Genomic DNA, 19,984 nt, shown 5'->3' on the forward strand with positions numbered 1-19,984 from the left:
ATTTAAAAAATGATAAACTCTGAATATTTAAACAACCTGAATAATGCTCAAAAAGAGGCTGTTTTATATCTTGATGGACCATTATTGATTGTTGCGGGAGCTGGATCTGGAAAAACAAAAGTTCTAACCTCAAGAATTGCTCATATAATCAATGAAAAAAAGGCTTTTCCAAATCAAATCTTATCAGTGACTTTTACTAATAAGGCTGCAAAAGAAATGCAAAACAGAGTAAGCTCTATATTAAATTCTGAGGCAATCGGGCTTTCATGGCTCGGGACTTTTCATTCTATATGTGCAAAACTTCTAAGAAAACATGCACCTGCAGCTGGATTAACTTCTAATTTTACAATTATTGATACAGATGACCAGGTGAGATTAATCAAAAATATATGTAAAGCTGAAAATATAGACATAAAACAATTAGCCCCAAAGTTTATTCTTTCAATAATTGATAGGTGGAAAAATAAAGGCTTCTATCCAGATGAAGTCGTTATCAATAAAAATGATATTTTTGAAAGAACTATACGTCCTCTATATAAAATTTATCAACAAAAGTTATTAGATTTAAATGCATGTGACTTTGGAGATTTAATTTTACACGTGGTTAAAATTTTAGAAAAAAATCAGGACATTAGAAATATTTATTCAAATAATTTTAAATATATACTTGTGGATGAATACCAAGATACTAATTATATACAAAGTAGATGGCTAAACTTGCTCTCAGAAAAGCATAAAAATTTATGCTGTGTTGGAGATGATGATCAATCCATTTATAGTTGGCGTGGAGCAGAGATAAAAAATTTCTTAGAGTTTGATCAAGTGTATAAAAATTCAAAAGTAATAAGATTAGAAGAAAATTATCGTTCCTCACAAAATATATTATCTGTTGCTTCAAATCTTATAGCTAACAATCAAAACAGAGTTGGAAAAACTTTAAAGACAACTATGGAGGAAGGAGATCTTGTTAAGCTTAATTGTTTTAAGAATGGAAAAGATGAAGCAATAGGGGTTTCTGATGAAATAGAAAAAAAACTTAAAAAAAAATATTCTTTTAATAATATTGCTATTCTTGTTAGAGCTATTTTTCAGACAAGAGAATTTGAAGAAAGATTTTTAAAAATTGGCTTACCCTACAGAATTCTTGGTGGGACAAAATTTTATGAAAGAGCAGAAATTAAAGATTGTGTTGCTTATTTAAGATTGATTCACCAGCCAAAAGATGATTTAGCTTTTGATAGAATAGTCAATAATCCCAAAAGAGCAATTGGAGAAAGTACTATAAAATTAATTCATGAGTTTTCAAAAACAAATGCTGTTAGTTTGGAAATTGCTTCTAAAAAATTAATTGAAGAAAATTTAATTAAACCCAAAACTAAAATTGGTCTAAGCTCTTTTTTATTCTTAATGGATAAGTGGAGGAATGACATTAATATTAAAAAAATTAACCATGTTAAATTATTACAACTAGTTTTAGATGAATCTGGTTATTCAAGTATGTTAAAAAACAAAAAAGATTTGGAAAATGAAAACAGACTTGAAAATATTAAAGAGCTTTTAAGTGCGATGAAAGATTTTGATAATTTAGAAAATTTTCTAGAACATGTGGCTCTTGCCACCTCAGTTGATCAGGATTGGGATGGAGAAAAAGTTAACATGATGACAATGCATGGATCTAAAGGACTTGAATTTGATGTGGTTTTCTTACCCGGTTGGGAAGAAGGTCTTTTCCCACACCAAAAATCTATTGAAGAGAAAGGCCAAAATGGGCTTGAAGAAGAAAGGCGATTGGCATATGTGGGAATAACAAGAGCTAAAAAAAAAGCACTAATATCTTTTGCTATGAATAGGTTTTATCAAGGAAATTGGATAGACAGTATGGCTTCAAGATTTATTGAGGAACTACCAGAAAAATTTTTAGAAAAAAATTCTTTTTTTGACGACTCTAAAGATAATGAAGAAGATTTTGAATTTAATCAAGATTTTGAAATTGAAGAAGGAACTAGAAGTCCTGGATGGATAAGATATCAAAAAAGAATTAAATGATTTTAAAAAAAATAAAAGTTCTAAGAAAAAAATTTAAACAATATAAAATTGATGGTTATATTATTCCAAAAAATGATGAATATTTTTCTGAATATGCAAAAAATGACAGGTTAAAGAATATTACAGGATTTTCAGGTTCTGCAGGTTTTGCTATAGTTTTAAAAAAACAAAATTATTTATTTGTCGATGGAAGGTATACTATTCAAGCCCATCAACAATCATCTAAAAATTTTAAGATTATTGAAATTCATAAAAAACTACCTCATACAATTATTAAAAATTTGAATTTAGGATATGACCCAACACTATTTACATCAAAATTACTTAATAAATATTTTAAGAATAATAACTTAATTTCAATTGACCAAAACTTAATTGACCAAATATTTAGATTCAAAGATAAACCTACTAAGCCATTCTACTCTTTAGACACAAAAATTGTAGGTGAGCCATATAGTTCTAAAATTTCTAAAGTAGTGCGATTTCTTAAAAACAACAAAGTAGATTATTGTTTCATTTCTGCACCTGAAAATGTGGCATGGCTTTTAAATATTCGTGGATATGATAATCCAAATAGCCCAATTGCGAATGCAAGATTGATACTAAATAAAAAAAAAGAATTTTTTTTAATAACAAATGAAAAAAAATTAAAAAATCTCCTATTAGATAAAAAGATTAAAAAGAAACAAATTTTACCAATCAAATCACTTCCACAATTTTTAGATAATTTAAAAGGTAAAAATTTTATTATTGATAATAAAACCTGCTCAATTTTTTATGAAAAAATAATTAAATCAAATTTTAATATACTTAAATTTGATGATCCTGTTTATGAATTAAAATCAATCAAAAATTCTAATGAAATAAAACATATGATCGAAGCCCATAAAAAAGATGGCTTAGCGTTAACAAAATTTATTTATTGGATTAAAAATATTAATAAAAAAAAAATTACAGAAGTGTATGCGCAAAACAAATTAAATAAATTCAGAAAACAAAATAAAGATTATTTATTTCCAAGTTTTGATACTATTGCTGGCGCTGGCTCAAATGGAGCAATTGTTCATTATAGGGCTAATAAAAAAACCACTAAAAAAATTGAACAGAATGATATTTTATTGGTAGATTCTGGTGGACAATATCATTACGGTACTACAGATGTTACGAGGACTATTTCATTCTCAAAACAAAAAAAATTTATCAAAGATGCTTATACGAACGTATTAAAAGGGCATATTGCAGTTGCCTTAACAAATTTGAATAAAGATGACACTGGAAAAAAAATCGACATAAAAGCTAGAAAATTTTTAAAAAAAGAAGGTCAAGATTATGCTCACGGAACAGGGCATGGAGTTGGTTTTTTTTTACACGTCCACGAAGGGCCACAATCTATCTCAAAATATAATTCGATAAAAATAAAAAATGGAATGATCCTGAGTAATGAACCTGGTTTTTATAAAAAAAACCACTTTGGTATTAGGATTGAAAACTTAATCTATGCCAAAAAAACTAAAAAAAGCTTTAATTTTGAAAACCTTACTCTTGCTCCTTTAGAAAATGATTTAATTAACTATGAGCTATTAAATAAAATAGAAAAAGATTATTTATTTAAATATCATTTAAATATTTATTCAGAATTTTCTAGTTTGCTTAATAAAAAAGAAAGAAAGTGGTTAGCCACTCTTATTTAACATTTTTAACCATTCTGTCTGATTAATAATTTTTATATTCCACTCTTTGGCTGTGTTTATTTTTTTTAGAGTTGGTTTGTCTCCAGCAATTAAATAATCAAGTTTTTTATTAACGTTACTAATTATTTTTCCTGAATTTTGTTCTATCAATGATTTTGCTTCCGCCCTACTTATTCCATTTAACTTCCCAGTTAACATAAAAGTTTTATTTTTTAACAATCCATTATTATTTATTAAAATTACATCTTTGATTAATAAATTTTTTTCTAACTCAGACAGCACTTTAAGATTAGTTTTATTTAGAAAAAATTTTTTAATGGATTGAATTTGAGTTATTCCAATTCCATCAATATTAGATAAACTTTCAATATTGTTTTCCCCTGATAGTCTAAAAAAATTAGATGCTGTTTTAAGGTGTCTTGCAATAAGCTTAGCATTTTCTTGTCCAATATGTCTTATTCCTAATGAATAAATAAATCGCTCTAGAGTAATATCTTTTTTTTCTTCAATTGAGAATCTTAAATTAGCAACTGATAATTTTCCCCATCCTTCAAGTTCTTCTATTTTATTATAATTAAGCTTAAATATATCCTGTGGAAGTCTTACTAATTTTAGGTTCCAAAAATTTTCAACAATTTTCTTGCCAAATCCGTCTATGTTAAATGCGTCCTTAGAAACAAAATGTTTAATTCTTTCTATGGCAATTTTTTCACATTCAAACCCCTCACTAGCACACCTTCTTACAGCATCTTGTCTTTTAGTTGTCTCATTATAATCTTTAATTGTTTTGCTTCCACACGATGGGCACTTTAATGGAAAAATAAATTTCTTTGAATTTTGTTTTCTTTTTTTTAAATCTACTGAAACTACATGTGGAATTACATCTCCAGCTCTTTCAACAGTGACCGTATCCCCTACTCTTATATCTTTTCTAATAATTTCATCTTCATTGTGAAGCGTTGCATTTGAAACTATGACGCCCCCTATATTAACTGGTTTAATTTTTGCAACCGGGGTAAGTGCCCCCGTTCTACCAATTTGTATTTCAATATTCATTATTTCTGAAATTGAGCTATTAGCTGAAAACTTATGTGCTATCGCCCATCTGGGTGCATTAGCAGCAAAACCTAGTCTTTTTTGTAAATCAAAATCATTAACTTTATAAACAATTCCATCTATATCAAATGCCAGCTCTTTTCTTTTTTCCTCTAATTCTTTATGATTTAACATTAAATTTTTAACCCCAATAATTTTTTTATTAAATGGGTTTGTTTTAAACCCCCATAATTTTAAATTTTCTAAGAAACTTGTTTGATTTTTGATATTCATTTTTTTTTCAAAACCATAGGTGTAGGCAATAAATTTTAATGGAATTTTTGCAGTTATTAATGAATTTTTTTGTCTTAATGATCCAGAAGCAGCATTTCTAGGGTTTGCAAACTTGTCTTTAATTTTTTTAAAATCATTATTTTCTATAAAAACTTCACCTCTAATATCTATTTCTTTAGGGAAGTTACTCTTAGTAATCTCCAAAGGTATATCCTTAATGGTTTTTAAATTTTGTGTAATATCCTCTCCTTCATTACCATCTCCTCTAGAAAGTCCTTTGGTTAATTTTCCATTAATATAAATTAGGGATGCAGATATTCCATCAATTTTTGGTTCGGCACTATATTCGATAGAATTCACATCTTTTAAACTTAAGAAATTGATTATTTTTTTTTCAAAATTTTTTAGGTCTTCTTCATTAAAAGCATTTCCAAGTGACAACATTGGAACTTTATGTTTTATTTTTTGAAAATTTTTTGATGGTTTAAAACCAACTATTTTTGTAGGTGATCGATCATTATTTAGAAATTTATACGAATTTTCTAAATCAATTATTTCTTTTTTAAGTAAATCATATTCTTGATCTGAAACAATTGGATTATCTTTGTCATAATAGTTTTTATTATATTCTTCTAATAAATTAATTTTATGTAAATAATCTTTACTTATTTTTTTCTTATCCATTTATTAAAAAAGTTTTTTAAATTTTTCTTTTAAACTTTTTTTCTCACTTTTAATTTTATCTACTTCATATTCTTTATTAAATATATTGTAAGTTTTTTCATACCATTCACTAGATAGATAATTATATCCCAATAAACTTGCATATTTTTTAGCTTCACCCTCTAGACCTATTTTATAATGAATTTCCACCAATCTATGTATTGCTTCTTCTGTATAAATTGTGGTGTCGTAATCGTTCAATATAGTTTTAAATCTATTAATTGCTGCTACCCATTTTTCTTTTTTTATATAATGTCTACCTAAATACATTTCTTTTGATGCCAAAATATCATTTATTAAGCCGATTTTAAATTTTGAGTCCAGGGCAAAATCAGTATTTGGGTAATTCTCAATTATAAATTCAAATTTTTTTTTAGCTTCCAGTAGTGGTTTGAGATCTTTTTTTTCTCCTTCGATATTTTCGTAATATGATAAACCCATTAAATAATACACATAATCTAATCTAAGGTCTTTTGGATATGTTTTTAAAAATCTTTCAAGATTGTATATAGCATTGAAATAATTGCCCTCAATGTAATAGGCGTAAGATGCCATTAAAGAAGATTTCGGTGCCCAGTCAGATTGGGGGAACAATAATTCTGCTTCTAAAAATTTTTTTGCAGCAAAAAATGTATCATTTTCCTCTAAGGCTTTTACACCTTCTTTGTATGCTTGTATCATTTCGTCTTCTTGGTTAATTTCTTTAATTAAAGAAATTTCCTTATCATTTTTTGAACAAGCGTTTAGGATCAGGATTGCTAATATTATTATTAATTTAGAAAAGAAATTCATTTAATTTTACTATAATTTATATAATAAAAAAAACTAAGCGATAGACCTTAAATGACTCTTATTTATGAAGGTATTTGGCAAATGTTTTTCAGTAATCTCTATTAATGAAAAATTTTCATCGTTTTGGAAAACTTTTCTCAATAATTGGTTAGTTAATTTATGTCCTCCTTGAGAACAAACAATTTTTCCAATTATTTTATAACCCGCTAGATATAAATCTCCCATACAATCTAAAATCTTATGGTTTACAAATTCTTTTTTATTTCTAAGACCTTTTTCATTTAAAATTTCATTGTCCCTAACAACTATTGCATTTTCAAGACTTCCTCCTTTAGCTAAGCCCATCTCTTTTAATTTTTCTATATCTTCAAATAAACAAAACGTTCTGGAGTTATAAATATCAGTCAAATCTGACTCGAATACACTTACCAAATTTCTTTGCGTTCCAATTAAGCTATTTTCATATTTTAGTTCAAAATCTATATCTAAACTAACTTTACTTGGCTCTATAGAAATTGTTTTTTTACCATCATTAAATTCAATTCTTTTTTCAATTTTAATAATCTTTATTGGTGCTTTACTATTTTTTATTCCAACTTTTGATATTTCTTCAATAAAAATTTTTGCTGACCCATCAAGAATTGGTACTTCCTGATTATCAATCTCTACTAGTGCATTATCAATTCCTAAACCATATAATGCTCCCATCAAATGCTCTATTGTTGATATACTAACCCCACTTTCATTTGCTATGGTTGTGCAAAATACTGCACTACTAACATTAAAAATGTTTGGAACTACTATATTATTTTCTTTTAGGTCAACTCTTTTAAAAAGAATTCCCGAATTTGGTTTTGCTGGCTTAACCGTCATAGTTACATTTGCTCCACTATGAAGCCCAACGCCTTTAAAGATAATATCTCTATTGACAGTTTTTTGATTAAGAACAGACATTATTATTCTTATAAATAATTGGTTTAAATTTAGAAAAACAACAAATGTTACGAGAAAATACTAGTCTATTTGAAAAAATGAAAAAGTTTTTCAAAAAAACCTTGTTTTATTTGTTTTTTTGACACAACTACAACCTCTTGTTTGTCATACATTTTTCTTAGTTTGTACCCAGATTGACAAACATCACCTAGGGTTTCCTCTAAAAAATCAATATCTTTATAAAATGAAATTTTATCTTTAAATTTATTATCTAAAATTTTTGATCCTTCTCCCATCAGTATCATCTTAGATTGGGTCTTTACCTTTGCATTTGAGACAAGAGATTTATCGCATAATTCAAGAATCTCTTCTGTTCTAGCAAAAGCTATTTTTTGTAACATTTCCAAAGAAAAATTTGGATTATCAGTATGATCGTTATTTTTTTCAAAATTTAATTTAAGTTTTTCTGCTTCATTAATATCAATTTTTAAAAGTAGAGAAATATCTTTAGTAATATGGTTTCCACCTATCGGCAGAACGTCTAAAAAGATCAATTTATCATTATTAAAGGAAATAATTGATGTTTTTTTAAAAGCAATATCAATGAAAGATACCTCTCCTATTAAATCTAAATTATTTTTATAATTGATTGATTTTGCATAACTAGAACAAATTATTTGATTAATTGATATATTTAATTCTGAAAAAATATTTTTAAAACTAAAGACTAATTCACTTGGAAGACAGATAAAAATAATGTCTAGCGATATAAATTGGCAATCGATTTCATCTGGTAACTCAGGATAATCAACATTATCAATTTTATAATTATTTATAATTATGTGTGCAATATTATAATCTGAATAATATTTTTTTATTTGCTGCTTTGCTTCTTGAATTAAAAATATGATATCATCTTGTCTTAATTTCAGTTCTTCAATTTTTTTAAATACAGAAATTGCAACAGAAATCGTTTTTGAACTATCTATCATCAAATCTATATTATCAATATATTCATTTGTGGATTTTTCTAGCGATGCAATAATTTTTTGAATATCTGGTTTAAGATTAAATTGCTCTGTATAAAAATTACTCTCAATAAAAAAAGGATTATTCTTACTTTCTTCATTAAATGCACCTGCTCTTATTTTTGAAGAACCGCAGTCAATTATTATTTGAAATTTTTTATCACTCATTACTTAGCAACTAAATGATTTTTAATTCTCAAATCAATAAATTTAAAATCTTTAAAATCATCATTATTGATAAGCTCCTTAGATAAGTTTAATGACGCTACAATATGTTCTTGTGGCAGCTTAATCAAAATATCCTTATCAGTTAAAATATCCCATCTACCTGATGGGAAAAAAGATAATTCTTTTAAATTTGAAAAAGACCACATAGATTTTTCAATATTTTTTTTAAATGATAAAAAATCTTGAGAATTAAATTCACCAAAAATGTATGGGAGTAGTTCGTTGTTACTTTTATCTTCAATTAACTTACCATTGGCACCTACTAGATATTGACTATTATTAGAAACTCGAGCAATTAATTTAGTTGGTTTAATTTTAATGTTAAGTGTTGATGGGTAAATTTTTTTTATATTAAACTCTTGTATAATATTATGTTTTTCTAAAATTTTTATTATTTCTTCCTCATTAATGACAAATATACTTTTGTATAAAAGGTTATTAAGGTTATTTAAGATCTCCAAATTTTTTTTCTCAGAAAGACCTGTAATGTTTATTTTAGTTATTGATGAAGATAATTTTTTTTGATCGTTTATAAATTTTGCACTAGTAGTGCTTAGAATGAATAAAAATAATAAATAAATTATTATTTTATTTTTTTTACCTATTGATTGATGCATCTTTTAAAATCCATTCAATTAATTTTATAAAACTTATACCCTTATGTTTTGCAATTTCAGGGACTAATGAAAGTTTAGTCATTCCAGGCTGAGTATTAATCTCTAATAAATAAAACTTCCCTTTAAAAAATTTAAAATCAGATCTTGTAACACCTTTACAGCCTATAATTTTATGAGCTGCTCTTGCTATGCCAGTAATTTTAGCTAGATTATTCTTACTCAAATCTACAGGAATTATGTGCTTAGTCTTAGCACTAGAATTATATTTTGCTTCATAATCATAAAACTTTCTTTTTGGCTCAAGTTCAATTGCACCAAGCGATTTATTATTCATTATTGCAACTTGGATTTCTCTACCTGATATAAATTCCTCAATTAATATTTCATTATAACTTTTTAATGCTTTTAAGTTTTTTATTATATTGGTTTTGTCACAAATATATACATGAACGCTAGACCCTTCATTTATAGGTTTTACTACTACAGGGAATTTTAAATTTTTTTCAATTAATTTTATAATGTTAAGTTTATTTTTTTTATGATTAAATTTAATATATTTTGGAGTTAATATTTTATTTTTTATAAAAATTTTTTTTGAAATTTCTTTATCCATTGCTATTGATGATGCAATTACACCTGAGTGTGTGTATGGAATTTTTTTAGTCTCTAAAATTGCTTGAATGTATCCATCTTCACCAAATTGTCCATGTAGTGCATTAAAAATAACATCTGGTTTAAATGAAGTGATATTCTTTGATAGATTTTTATCTGGCTCACTAATTAAAACCTTATATCCATATTTAATTAACTCTTTGGCAACTTGCTTTCCAGTATCTAAGCTAATTAACCGTTCCTTAGATATACCACCAGATAATATTAAGATTTTTTTTGTCATTTTATTTTAAAATTTTAATTTCTTTTTCTAGCACTATTCCAGTTTTTTTTTCCACACTTGTCTTAACAAATTCAATCAATTTATTCATATCCTCAAAGCTAGCATTATTTTTATTTACAAAAAAATTACAGTGCTTATTTGAAATGTGAGCATCCCCAAAGCTTATATCTAGTGGTACAGAATCTTTTATCAATTCCCAGACCTTTTTATCAGTTTGATCAATTGGATTCTTGAATGTGCTACCACTTGTTTTTAATTTTGTTGGTTGTGCTTTATCTTTCTTTTTCTTTAATTCTAAAACTTCGTTTTCTATTTCTTCTTTATTTTTTTTTGTTCCTTTAAACGATGCACTTAAAAAAATTAAGTCCTCTTTTAAATCATTGCTTCGGTATTTAAATATAACTTTACTCGCTGGTATTGTTAAAACCTGTCCATTTATATCAATTGCTTGGATTGATACTAGCACATCTTTAAACTCTTTATTAAAGCATCCAGCATTCATCTTTAATCCACCACCTATAGTACCAGGTATGCATGCTAAAAATTCAAATCCACCTATTCCATTATTCAGTGCAAAATCAGAAAGCTTTTTATCAAGACAGGCACTGCCAGCTATAATGACATCATTTGGTAATATAGAGATATTGGAAAAATTTTTTCCTAGTTTGATAACAACACCATCAAATTTTTCATCGCTTATAAGAGTATTCGAGCCTGCACCTAAAATATGTATTTTTTCTTTTTCTCCAAATTTTTTTAAAAACAAAATTAAGTCAGGTAAATTATCTGGTCTAAAGTAAACTTTAGTTTGTCCACCAATATTAAACCAATTGCTCTTTTTTAAATCATAATCAAAGTTAATTTTACTACTAATTTCATTAGAAAATTTTCTTATTTCTTCAGTGCTCATTAGATCAATTCTGGTAATTGTCTCATCCATGCTGAAATTGTACCAGCACCCATACCAACAACTATCTTTTTGCCAAAAATAGTATTCTTAATAAATTTTGCTAACTGGTACTGATCTTCAACCATAAACAATCTTACTTTTGAATTTTTAATAATATCTTTTGCAAAATTATTATATTTAAAACCTAATTTTATTTTTTCTCCTGCAGTATATATAGGGCATAATATTACAACATCAGCTTTTTTAAATGATAAGCTGAATTCTTTTTTAAGATCTTTTAATCTGGAAATTCTGTGTGGTTGAAATATGCAAATCACTTCTTCCTTTTTATAAGCAGCTCTCACACCATTTAATACTTCTCTAATTTCAGTTGGGTGATGGGCATAATCATCATAAAAATTAGTTCCTCTATGTGTAAAAATTTTATTAAATCTTCTTTGAACACCCTTAAATTCTTTTAATCCTTTTTTGATTATACTTTGTGATATTCCTATTGTTACTGCCACAGCAATTGCTGCTGTAGAGTTTCTAATATTGTGAATTCCTAATAATGGTAATTTAATTTTTCTTATAGTTAAATTCTTTTTTCCTGGCAAATTTACAGCTAAATCATATTGAGAATATTCTTTTTCTTGTTTTATATTCTTAATATAGAAATTTGATTTATTGTCAGTTCCATATGTATAATAATTTTTCATTTTTAATTTACTTAATAAATCTTTATTATTCTTGTCATCTATACAAATAAAAGACTTCCCAAACGAGGGCACTTTATAGATAAATTTTATAAATAATTCTTTAAGATCTTTCATTGAATTATAAAAATCCATATGCTCACGATCAATATTTGTTACTATAGAATAAGTTGGTGGCACATGTATAAAGCTACCATCTGACTCATCGGCTTCTAATATACACCAATCACTTTTACCTAATTTTGCAGAATTTTTTATTGCATTAAGGACACCTCCATTAATAATTGTTGGGTCCAATTTTGTCTTTGAAAATATTGAGGCTAATAGAGATGTAGTTGTTGTTTTTCCATGTGAACCTGTAACAACTATATTTTTTGTTAAAGAAACTATATTTGCCAACATCTCTCCTCTTTTATAAATAGGTAATTGTTTTAGTTTGGCTTCAATTAATTCTGGGTTATTATTTTTAATAGCTGACGAAATGACAACAATTGTTGCTTTTGCTATATTTTTTTTAGTATGACTAATTGTAATTTTGATCTTATCTTTTTTTAATCTTTCAATATTTTTATTTGCAAGGACGTCACTTCCTTGAACATTAAATCCCATTCTTTTCATAATGAGTGCAAGGCCACTCATTCCAATACCCCCTATACCAACAAAATGTATAATTTCAGTTTTAGCTAATTCAATTTTCATTAATAACAGATATAATTTTCAGATTTATATTATTCCATGTGTTTTCATAGTTAAAATCTTTCATGTTCTTTTTTTTAACAAGATATTCTTCTTTATTATCAATAATATTAATTAGTTTATTGAGTAATGTTTTCTCATCTATTTCTTTTTGATTTAACAACCAATTAAGGCCAAGTTTATTATAAAAATATGCATTTTCAAATTGATGGTTATCTTTCGCAGTTGGCAAGGGTATTGCTAAATATGGAGTCTCAGTAAAATTTAACTCAGCTAATGTTGATGCTCCTGCTCTAGTAATGCAAAGGTCTGTTTTTTGCATAAAATTTATGACATCATCGTTAAAATTGAATAATTCACATTGAATATTCTTATCTTCGTAAGTTTTTTTAAAACTTTCAAAGTTAATAGAACTAGTTTGTTGGTAAATTTTTAGTTTATATTTTTTAGCTAATTCAATAATTGCATTTTTAACTAAATCATCAAATATTTTAGCTCCTTGACTACCGCCTATTATAAGCAAATTAATTGTATCTAAGGATTTATTGTAATCTCTCTTATTATAAAAGTTTTTTCTTAATAATGCTGGAATTACTTTAATTTTATTTTTAAATTTAATAGGAAATTTTTTGATATTATTAGAATAACAAAATATTTTTTGACAGTAACTTAAAAAGAATTTATTTGATCTACCTAAAACCATATTTGGTTCAAATAACAACAGCTTAATATTTAAAATTTTAGCACCTAAGCATAAGGGTAGTGACATGTATCCGCCTGTCGAAATTAATATATCAATTTTATTTTTTCTTAAGAAAGAAATTGATTTAAAAATTAAAAATATCATAAAAATAAAATCAAGTGGTATTATTAATATGTTTTTTGAAATTGGCCTCACATTAAAGATTTTTAAATTGTACTCATCTTTGTTTAAAAATTTGACACCCCTAAAGTCAGATGTTATTGAAACATCAAAATTATCCTCTAGATGTTTATATATTATGGTTGCGGGTATAACGTGACCTCCTGATCCGCCTGTGCTAATTAGTATTTTTCTATTCATCTAATTAATTTTTCTTTTTGTTAAATTTAAAATTATTCCAGATAATATAGAAACTCCTATAATTGAAGAACCCCCATAACTTAAAAATGGCAATGTCATTCCTGTTGTAGGAAATAGTCTTATATTCACCCCAAGATGTATTAATGCTTGAAAAATTATTAGACTTATTGCTCCAGTTAGCACTAGTTTATTTTTTTCACTTTTTTCTAAATAAATTTTTTTAAAAACAGAGTAAATAAAAAATAAAAATAAAATTAATAAAAATATTATTGCAATAACACCAAACTCCTCTGAGATAACTGAAACTATATAGTCGGTATGAGCCTCTGGAACTCTTGTTTTTAAGGTACCTTCTCCTATTCCTTTACCAAAAAAACCACCACTACTAATTGCTTCTATAGCTTTATCAGATTGAAAATTATGGGTTCCACCATTAGGGTTAAAGAAAGAGAATATACGACTTTTAATATAAATAAATTTTGGGATAAAAAAAACTACATATAGCAGGCTTATAATAGAAAGACTTATAAATAATAAAATGAATAATAAGTTTATGCCAGATACAAAAACTAATATTGCCCACGATAAAAACACTAAAAGTGTTTGTCCGATGTCGGGCTGCATTATTAATAGTAACCCAGTTGGAATAATAGAAATAATAGTCAATAAGTATTTGATATGAATATTATAATTTTTTTCACTACATAAAATTGTTGCTACAAAAATAATTATAAATGGTTTTAGTAATTCAATTGGTTGAAATTGAGGAAGAAAAAAAAGATTTAACCATCTTTTTGATCCTTTAACTTCAGTTCCAAAAATTGGCACCAAAAATAAAAAAAATAAAGTAATAAAAAAAAGACAAATAGAGAATCTAAAAAGATTCTTTTCACTTAGAGAAGAGAAAAACACTAAGGTCAACAAGCCAATGAAAATATATACCAAATGTTTAAAAAAGAAAAAATAATTATTTGTATCTAATTTATCAGAAGCAATTAATGAAGTTGAAACTAAAGAAAAAAATAAACCCAAACTAAACAAAATTATTATTAATAAAAAAATTGTTTTATCTATATTTTTCCACCAGTTATAATATATTGAGTTGAGCGAACTATTATTTATCATCTTATATAATTTTTAATAAGTTTATTAAAATATTTACCTCTTTCTTCAAAGTTTTTAAAACTATCAAATGATGCAGAGGCTGGACTAAAAAGAATTGTCTTTTTAATAAAATTATTTTCATTTTTAATATCAAAAAAAACCTTAGCAATTAGACTCTTTAAATTTAAAAATGATTTAAACGCCATCTTATTTTTTAATTCATTAATAAAAAATTTTTGATTTTTACCAAAAATATATAATTTGATTTTTTTATAATCGTTTTTTTTAAGTAGAAATTTATCTCCTTTTTTAGGTAAACCACCTATTATCCAATAAATATTTTTTAATGATTTCAATAATTTTTCTGATGAAGAAAAGCTTGTTGCTTTAGAATCATTAATAATTTTTAAAAATTTAGAATTATGAATTATTTCTTGTCTAAAACTTAGCCCTTTAAAATTTTTTAATGATTTTAATAGCAAGTCATTCTTTAACTTTAATATCTTTGAAACCTTCAGCACAAATGTCAAATTTTCTTTATTACCATCTGTATCAAAATAATGATTATCAATTTTTTTAATAAACCTATCACTTATATATTTTTCTATTTTCAAAATTGATGGTGCAAATTTTTTTTGCTTTAATTTTCTTTTAATATAAAAATTTTTGGTATTTAAAATTGCAATATCATTTTTAGATTGATTTTTTATTAATCTAAATTTAGCACTTACATATTTATTTATAGTCTTGTGTCTTTCGAGGTGATCTGATGAAATGTTTAAGATTAAAGATATATTTGTTTTAAATAATTTGCTGTATTCTAGTTGATAGGATGAAGCTTCTATTACAAATAAAGTGTCTTTTTTGATCTTTTTTTCAAGTAAAACTGGATTTCCTATATTGCCAACTAAACGAACATCTTTTTTTTGATCCTTTAATATATCGTACAAAAGCTTAGCAGTAGTTGATTTTCCGTTTGTTCCTGTAATAGTTATTTTTTGATTAAAAGCATAACGACTATAAAAAATGTCTAAATCTGTATAAATTTTTTTATGATTTTTTTTTAAAAATCTACTTAATTTACAATTATTAATATCTATTCCTGGACTAATTATAATACAGTCAAATTCTTTTTTAATTATTTCTTTGTATGTTGTGTGAGTATCTTTTATATTTTTTTTAGTAATTATTCGATCATCATATAAACTAATAATATTATTTTTTTTTAAATAACTATAAGTGGATAGACCACTTTTACCCAGACCATAAATCAGTATTCTTTTTTTTAAAAAGTTTTTTTCTAGATTTAACATTATCTAAGTTTTAATGTTGCTAATCCAATCATTGCTAAGATTATTGATATAATCCAAAACCTAATTACAACTGTTGATTCTGCCCAACCTTTTTTTTCAAAATGATGATGTATAGGTGCCATTCTAAAAATTCTCTTACCTGTAAGTTTGAATGAAAATACTTGGATTATAACTGATACAGCTTCTAGTACAAATAACCCACCTGTTATTGCTAAAACAATCTCATGTTTAGTAATAATGCCAATTGCTCCTAAAGATCCACCTAATGCTAATGAACCAGTGTCACCCATAAATATTTTAGCAGGTGGAGCATTGAACCATAAAAATCCTAAACAAGCTCCTATAATTGATCCACAAAAAACTGAAACTTCCCCCATACCTTCAAGATAGGGAATATTTAAATATTCAGAAAATACAATATTGCCCGTTACGTAACTAATAAATGCAAAACATGCTGCAACTAATATCACTGGCACTGTTGCTAAGCCGTCTAAACCATCTGTTAAATTAACTGCATTGGAGGATCCAACAATTATAAAAATTGAAAATGGAATAAAAAACCATCCAAGATTAATAATTAAATTTTTAAAAAAAGGAAAATATAAATTTGTAAGTTCAGTGTTTTGAGATAATTGAGTTAAACCATAAATTCCAACAATGGCTATTAAAATTTGAGAAATAATCTTAAATTTAAATGAAACACCAGATGAATTTTTAAACTTAATTTTTTTATAGTCATCATATGCACCTAATATCCCAAACCCTGAAACAATAAATAACAAAAACCATATATGGTAATTTGATAAATCACCCCAAAGTAATATTCCTGAAAAAAGTCCAAGTAAAATTAAAACACCTCCCATTGTTGGTGTTCCAATTTTCTTAACGATATGTTCAGTAGGACCATCATCTCTTATTGGATTTAATATTTTTCTTGCTGAAAAAAATTTAATAAAAGGAGTACCAATTAATAAAACTACAAACATTGATGTAAACATCGAAAGGCCCGTTCTAAAAGTTAAATACTTAAATACATTTAGAAAACTATATTGGTCAATTAATTGAGTAATAAGACTATAAAGCATTAAACTTTCCAGTTTTTAATTTGTTAACTAGATTGTTAAGTCCGGTAGAGTTTGAACCCTTAATCATTAAATAATCATTATTATTTAAATCATTTTTAATCAAATCAATTATTTTAGACTTATCTTTCAAAATGACCCCTCTTCGGTGCTTATCAAGGTTTTTATAAGTATGTAAAATATGTTTGCCCACTACATTAATATTTTTAAGAGAAGTTTTATTAATTTCTTTGCCAACCTTTAAGTGTAGTTTCTTTGAATAATTTCCTAACTCCAACATGTCACTCAGTATTAATTTTTTTTTAGAATTATCAATTTTTAATTCATCAAAATTTTTTATAGCAGACTTTAATGACAATGGATTAGAGTTATAACTTTCATCTACAATATAAATACTCTTTTTGTTTAATTTAACTTTTATAATATCACCACGGCCTTTTGTCATCTCATAATCAAGAAATATATTTTTTTCTAATTTTTGTGTATCTTTAAAAATTGATATAATTGCAATTGTGGCTAATAAGTTTTTTAAATTATTTTCAAAAATTAATCTTACATAAAAATAAGTTTGTTTTTTATTAACATTTATAAATATTTTGTATTTAGATTTTTCTTTAACTATTTTTTCTAGATAAATATTTGCTGATTTATTTTTTAAACTAAATGTAAAAATATTTATGTTTTTTTTCTTAGCAATTTTTTTATGTAAATTATAAAATCTGTCATCTTGGTTTAAAACAAGAATTCCATTTGTTTTTATATTATTAATAATTTCTGACTTTGCTAAAGCTACTTGATGAATGTTTTTAAAATTTTTAATATGTGCGTAGGAAATATTTGTAATAACACCCACATCAGGCTTGATAATTTTTGATAGATAATCAATCTCACCTTTTTTATCCATTCCAATCTCAAAAATACCAAATTCATCATTTTTTTTTAGATTAAATAAACTTAATGGTACACCAAATTTATTATTAAAAGATTTTGGTGAATAAGTTACATTACTAATCTTACTTAAAGTTTTTCCTAACAATTCTTTAAGGGAAGTTTTTCCACAACTGCCTGTTATAGATATAATTTTACTAGATAAATTTTCTCTTAATTTTGATGAAGCCTCTGTTAAAAGTTGCAACGTATCATCTACTACAATTTTTTTTTTAGATTTTTTTTGATTGTTAGCTATTACTAATGATGCACCATTTTGGAAAGCTTCATTAACATATAGATTTCCATCTTTATTATTTCCTTTTATTGCAAAAAATATATCATTTTTTTTTATTGTTTTTGAATTAATTGATGCATTTTTTATTTTTATATTTGAATTAATTTGGGGAGAGTTGCTGATTTCTTTTAAAATATTTATTTTAATATTAGTTGAAAGAATTTTATTTTTTAATTTAATATTCTTAAGTATTTCTAATCTGTCAGAAAATTTGTTTACAAAATTTCCATAATCTTGTGTCTGTTCATGACCTTTGCCTGCAATAACTAAGATATCACCAGTTTTTAAGTCTAATATAGCCTTATGAATAGCTTTAGACCTGCTTGAAATCTCAAAAACTTTTGATTTATCAATAGTTTTTTTAATAGCTAGTCTTATTTTTTTTGGATTTTCGTCTCTTGGATTGTCGTCAGTTAAATAAACTCTGTCACAATATTGATTGGCTATTTTTCCCATTATGGGTCTCTTGTCTTTATCTCTATTACCACCACATCCAAATACAATGAAAATTCTTTTATTTTCAAATTGTTCTTTCAAATTAGTCAAACAAGTTTTTAATGCATCGGGTGTATGAGCATAATCTAAAATAACCTTTGAATTATTTTTTAAAGTTCCAATTTTTTCAAACCTACCAATTACTGATTTTACTCTTGAAGCTAATTTAACTATTTGATCAAATTTTAAATTACTTTTTTTAGCAGCAAGCATTGCCATAAATAAGTTTTTTAATTGAATTTTACCAATTAAGTTTATTTGTAATTTATAATGTTTCTGATTATATTTAATTTCAACTATTTGTTTATCATCCCTAAATTGATGAGAATAAATATCTATTCCATTATTACTTTTTGATAAAGCCTGAAGATCCAATTTATTATTTAGCGATATTCTTTTTAAATTTTTATATTCGGGAATTTTACTATCGGTGATGATAGTTCCTCTAGGTTTTAATAGCTTCTCAAAAAGATATAACTTTGATTTGAGATAATCATTAAATGTTTTGTGATAATCTAAATGATCATGAGACAAATTTGTAAAAATTGTAGTATTAAATTTTAAACCATCAAGTCTATTTTGCTTAAGACCATGACTAGAAGCTTCCATTATGACATTGTCAATTTTTTGTTTTTTTAAATCATTTAATATTTTGCTTAATTTAATTGGATCTAATGTTGTATTAGAAACTTTCTTTAAACTATTTTTTGTCTTAACTCCTAATGTTCCAATAGAAGCTACTTTTTTATTACCTAAGTTGAGTAGCTGAAAATAAAAATCTGCAATTGATGACTTTCCATTTGTTCCTGTTACAGCAATTAAATTTTTAGGTATATTTTTTTTTGTCTTATATGATAATTCTGATAATACTTTTCTTACATTTTTTGATCTTAAAAATAACACTTTATTTTTAATACCTTCAAATTTTTGCTCTGAAATAATAACTGTTGCACCCTTTTTAATTGCATGCTCTATGAATTTAGTTCCATCTGATTTTGTTCCTTGGATTGCAAAAAAAATATAATTCTTTTTACAATCTTCACTGTTAAAACTAAGACCAGCAAACTGATGATTTTTAAATTCTTTTTTAATATTTTTAAGGAAGTTGCCAATCAACAT

15 protein-coding genes are annotated in these 19,984 nt (G+C 25.5%); 2 read left to right on the forward strand and 13 right to left on the reverse strand.

Annotated elements, in window-relative coordinates:
• Positions 1–9 precede the first annotated feature (9 nt).
• Together AC5SLN_RS04945 and AC5SLN_RS04950 are read left to right on the forward strand one after the other, a co-directional pair.
• Positions 10–2,046, forward strand: a complete 2,037-nt coding sequence (locus AC5SLN_RS04945) for an ATP-dependent helicase (RefSeq protein ID WP_494591474.1) — start codon at positions 10–12, stop codon at positions 2,044–2,046.
• Entirely contained in the window at positions 2,043–3,737 is a 1,695-nt protein-coding gene (locus AC5SLN_RS04950) for an aminopeptidase P family protein (protein ID WP_494593031.1), read from the forward strand. The genes AC5SLN_RS04945 and AC5SLN_RS04950 overlap by 4 nt, the downstream gene beginning before the upstream one ends.
• On the opposite strand, the gene ligA is transcribed toward AC5SLN_RS04950, so the two are convergent.
• The 13 genes from ligA to murF form a co-directional block, all read right to left on the reverse strand.
• On the reverse strand, positions 3,720–5,750 hold the full coding sequence (ligA, locus tag AC5SLN_RS04955) for an NAD-dependent DNA ligase LigA (protein ID WP_494593033.1): 2,031 nt from the start codon (positions 5,748–5,750) through the stop codon (positions 3,720–3,722). The two genes, AC5SLN_RS04950 and ligA, sit on opposite strands and share 18 nt — an antisense overlap.
• A 3-nt stretch (positions 5,751–5,753) precedes the next feature.
• Entirely contained in the window at positions 5,754–6,581 is an 828-nt protein-coding gene (locus AC5SLN_RS04960) for an outer membrane protein assembly factor BamD (RefSeq protein WP_494593035.1), read from the reverse strand.
• A gap of 33 nt (positions 6,582–6,614) precedes the next feature.
• A complete protein-coding gene (lpxC, locus tag AC5SLN_RS04965; RefSeq protein WP_494593037.1) occupies positions 6,615–7,535 on the reverse strand; it encodes a UDP-3-O-acyl-N-acetylglucosamine deacetylase in 921 nt (306 codons plus the stop codon).
• A gap of 65 nt (positions 7,536–7,600) precedes the next feature.
• On the reverse strand, positions 7,601–8,710 hold the full coding sequence (locus tag AC5SLN_RS04970; protein WP_494593039.1) for a cell division FtsA domain-containing protein: 1,110 nt from the start codon (positions 8,708–8,710) through the stop codon (positions 7,601–7,603).
• Positions 8,710–9,387 (reverse strand): cell division protein FtsQ/DivIB, encoded by a 678-nt coding sequence (locus AC5SLN_RS04975; RefSeq protein ID WP_494593041.1) that lies wholly within the window; start codon positions 9,385–9,387, stop codon positions 8,710–8,712. Before AC5SLN_RS04975 ends, AC5SLN_RS04970 begins: the two co-directional genes overlap by 1 nt.
• Positions 9,368–10,282, reverse strand: a complete 915-nt coding sequence (locus tag AC5SLN_RS04980) for a D-alanine--D-alanine ligase (RefSeq protein WP_494593043.1) — start codon at positions 10,280–10,282, stop codon at positions 9,368–9,370. The genes AC5SLN_RS04975 and AC5SLN_RS04980 overlap by 20 nt, the downstream gene beginning before the upstream one ends.
• 1 nt (position 10,283) lies before the next feature.
• Positions 10,284–11,222 carry a UDP-N-acetylmuramate dehydrogenase gene (murB, locus tag AC5SLN_RS04985; RefSeq protein ID WP_494593045.1) on the reverse strand — a complete coding sequence of 313 codons (939 nt, stop codon included), beginning with the start codon at positions 11,220–11,222 and terminating at the stop codon, positions 10,284–10,286.
• Entirely contained in the window at positions 11,192–12,586 is a 1,395-nt protein-coding gene (murC, locus tag AC5SLN_RS04990) for a UDP-N-acetylmuramate--L-alanine ligase (RefSeq protein WP_494593047.1), read from the reverse strand. The genes murB and murC overlap by 31 nt, the downstream gene beginning before the upstream one ends.
• On the reverse strand, positions 12,576–13,646 hold the full coding sequence (locus tag AC5SLN_RS04995) for a UDP-N-acetylglucosamine--N-acetylmuramyl-(pentapeptide) pyrophosphoryl-undecaprenol N-acetylglucosamine transferase (RefSeq protein WP_494593049.1): 1,071 nt from the start codon (positions 13,644–13,646) through the stop codon (positions 12,576–12,578). Before AC5SLN_RS04995 ends, murC begins: the two co-directional genes overlap by 11 nt.
• Entirely contained in the window at positions 13,647–14,771 is a 1,125-nt protein-coding gene (locus AC5SLN_RS05000) for an FtsW/RodA/SpoVE family cell cycle protein (protein WP_494593050.1), read from the reverse strand.
• Positions 14,768–16,063, reverse strand: coding sequence for a UDP-N-acetylmuramoyl-L-alanine--D-glutamate ligase (murD, locus tag AC5SLN_RS05005; protein WP_494593052.1), 1,296 nt, complete (start codon positions 16,061–16,063; stop codon positions 14,768–14,770). The genes AC5SLN_RS05000 and murD overlap by 4 nt, the downstream gene beginning before the upstream one ends.
• A complete protein-coding gene (mraY, locus tag AC5SLN_RS05010; protein ID WP_494593054.1) occupies positions 16,063–17,148 on the reverse strand; it encodes a phospho-N-acetylmuramoyl-pentapeptide-transferase in 1,086 nt (361 codons plus the stop codon). Before mraY ends, murD begins: the two co-directional genes overlap by 1 nt.
• Positions 17,138–19,984, reverse strand: a complete 2,847-nt coding sequence (gene murF / locus AC5SLN_RS05015; RefSeq protein WP_494593055.1) for a bifunctional UDP-N-acetylmuramoyl-L-alanyl-D-glutamate--2,6-diaminopimelate ligase MurE/UDP-N-acetylmuramoyl-tripeptide--D-alanyl-D-alanine ligase MurF — start codon at positions 19,982–19,984, stop codon at positions 17,138–17,140. The genes mraY and murF overlap by 11 nt, the downstream gene beginning before the upstream one ends.

The organism is Candidatus Pelagibacter sp. PS_31 (assembly GCF_059417865.1).

Excerpts from the sequence above, each read along its gene's own strand:
- murB (WP_494593045.1), bottom strand. The coding sequence starts at position 11,222 with ATGGATGAGACAATTACCAGAATTGATCTAATGAGCACTGAAGAAATA.
- murD (WP_494593052.1), bottom strand. The coding sequence starts at position 16,063 with ATGTTAAATCTAGAAAAAAACTTTTTAAAAAAAAGAATACTGATTTAT.
- lpxC (WP_494593037.1), bottom strand. The coding sequence starts at position 7,535 with ATGTCTGTTCTTAATCAAAAAACTGTCAATAGAGATATTATCTTTAAA.
- AC5SLN_RS04945 (WP_494591474.1), top strand. The coding sequence starts at position 10 with ATGATAAACTCTGAATATTTAAACAACCTGAATAATGCTCAAAAAGAG.
- AC5SLN_RS04975 (WP_494593041.1), bottom strand. The coding sequence starts at position 9,387 with ATGCATCAATCAATAGGTAAAAAAAATAAAATAATAATTTATTTATTA.
- AC5SLN_RS04995 (WP_494593049.1), bottom strand. The coding sequence starts at position 13,646 with ATGAATAGAAAAATACTAATTAGCACAGGCGGATCAGGAGGTCACGTT.
- AC5SLN_RS04960 (WP_494593035.1), bottom strand. The coding sequence starts at position 6,581 with ATGAATTTCTTTTCTAAATTAATAATAATATTAGCAATCCTGATCCTA.
- murF (WP_494593055.1), bottom strand. The coding sequence starts at position 19,984 with ATGTTGATTGGCAACTTCCTTAAAAATATTAAAAAAGAATTTAAAAAT.
- AC5SLN_RS04980 (WP_494593043.1), bottom strand. The coding sequence starts at position 10,282 with ATGACAAAAAAAATCTTAATATTATCTGGTGGTATATCTAAGGAACGG.
- AC5SLN_RS04950 (WP_494593031.1), top strand. The coding sequence starts at position 2,043 with ATGATTTTAAAAAAAATAAAAGTTCTAAGAAAAAAATTTAAACAATAT.
- murC (WP_494593047.1), bottom strand. The coding sequence starts at position 12,586 with ATGAAAATTGAATTAGCTAAAACTGAAATTATACATTTTGTTGGTATA.
- mraY (WP_494593054.1), bottom strand. The coding sequence starts at position 17,148 with ATGCTTTATAGTCTTATTACTCAATTAATTGACCAATATAGTTTTCTA.
- AC5SLN_RS04970 (WP_494593039.1), bottom strand. The coding sequence starts at position 8,710 with ATGAGTGATAAAAAATTTCAAATAATAATTGACTGCGGTTCTTCAAAA.
- AC5SLN_RS05000 (WP_494593050.1), bottom strand. The coding sequence starts at position 14,771 with ATGATAAATAATAGTTCGCTCAACTCAATATATTATAACTGGTGGAAA.
- ligA (WP_494593033.1), bottom strand. The coding sequence starts at position 5,750 with ATGGATAAGAAAAAAATAAGTAAAGATTATTTACATAAAATTAATTTA.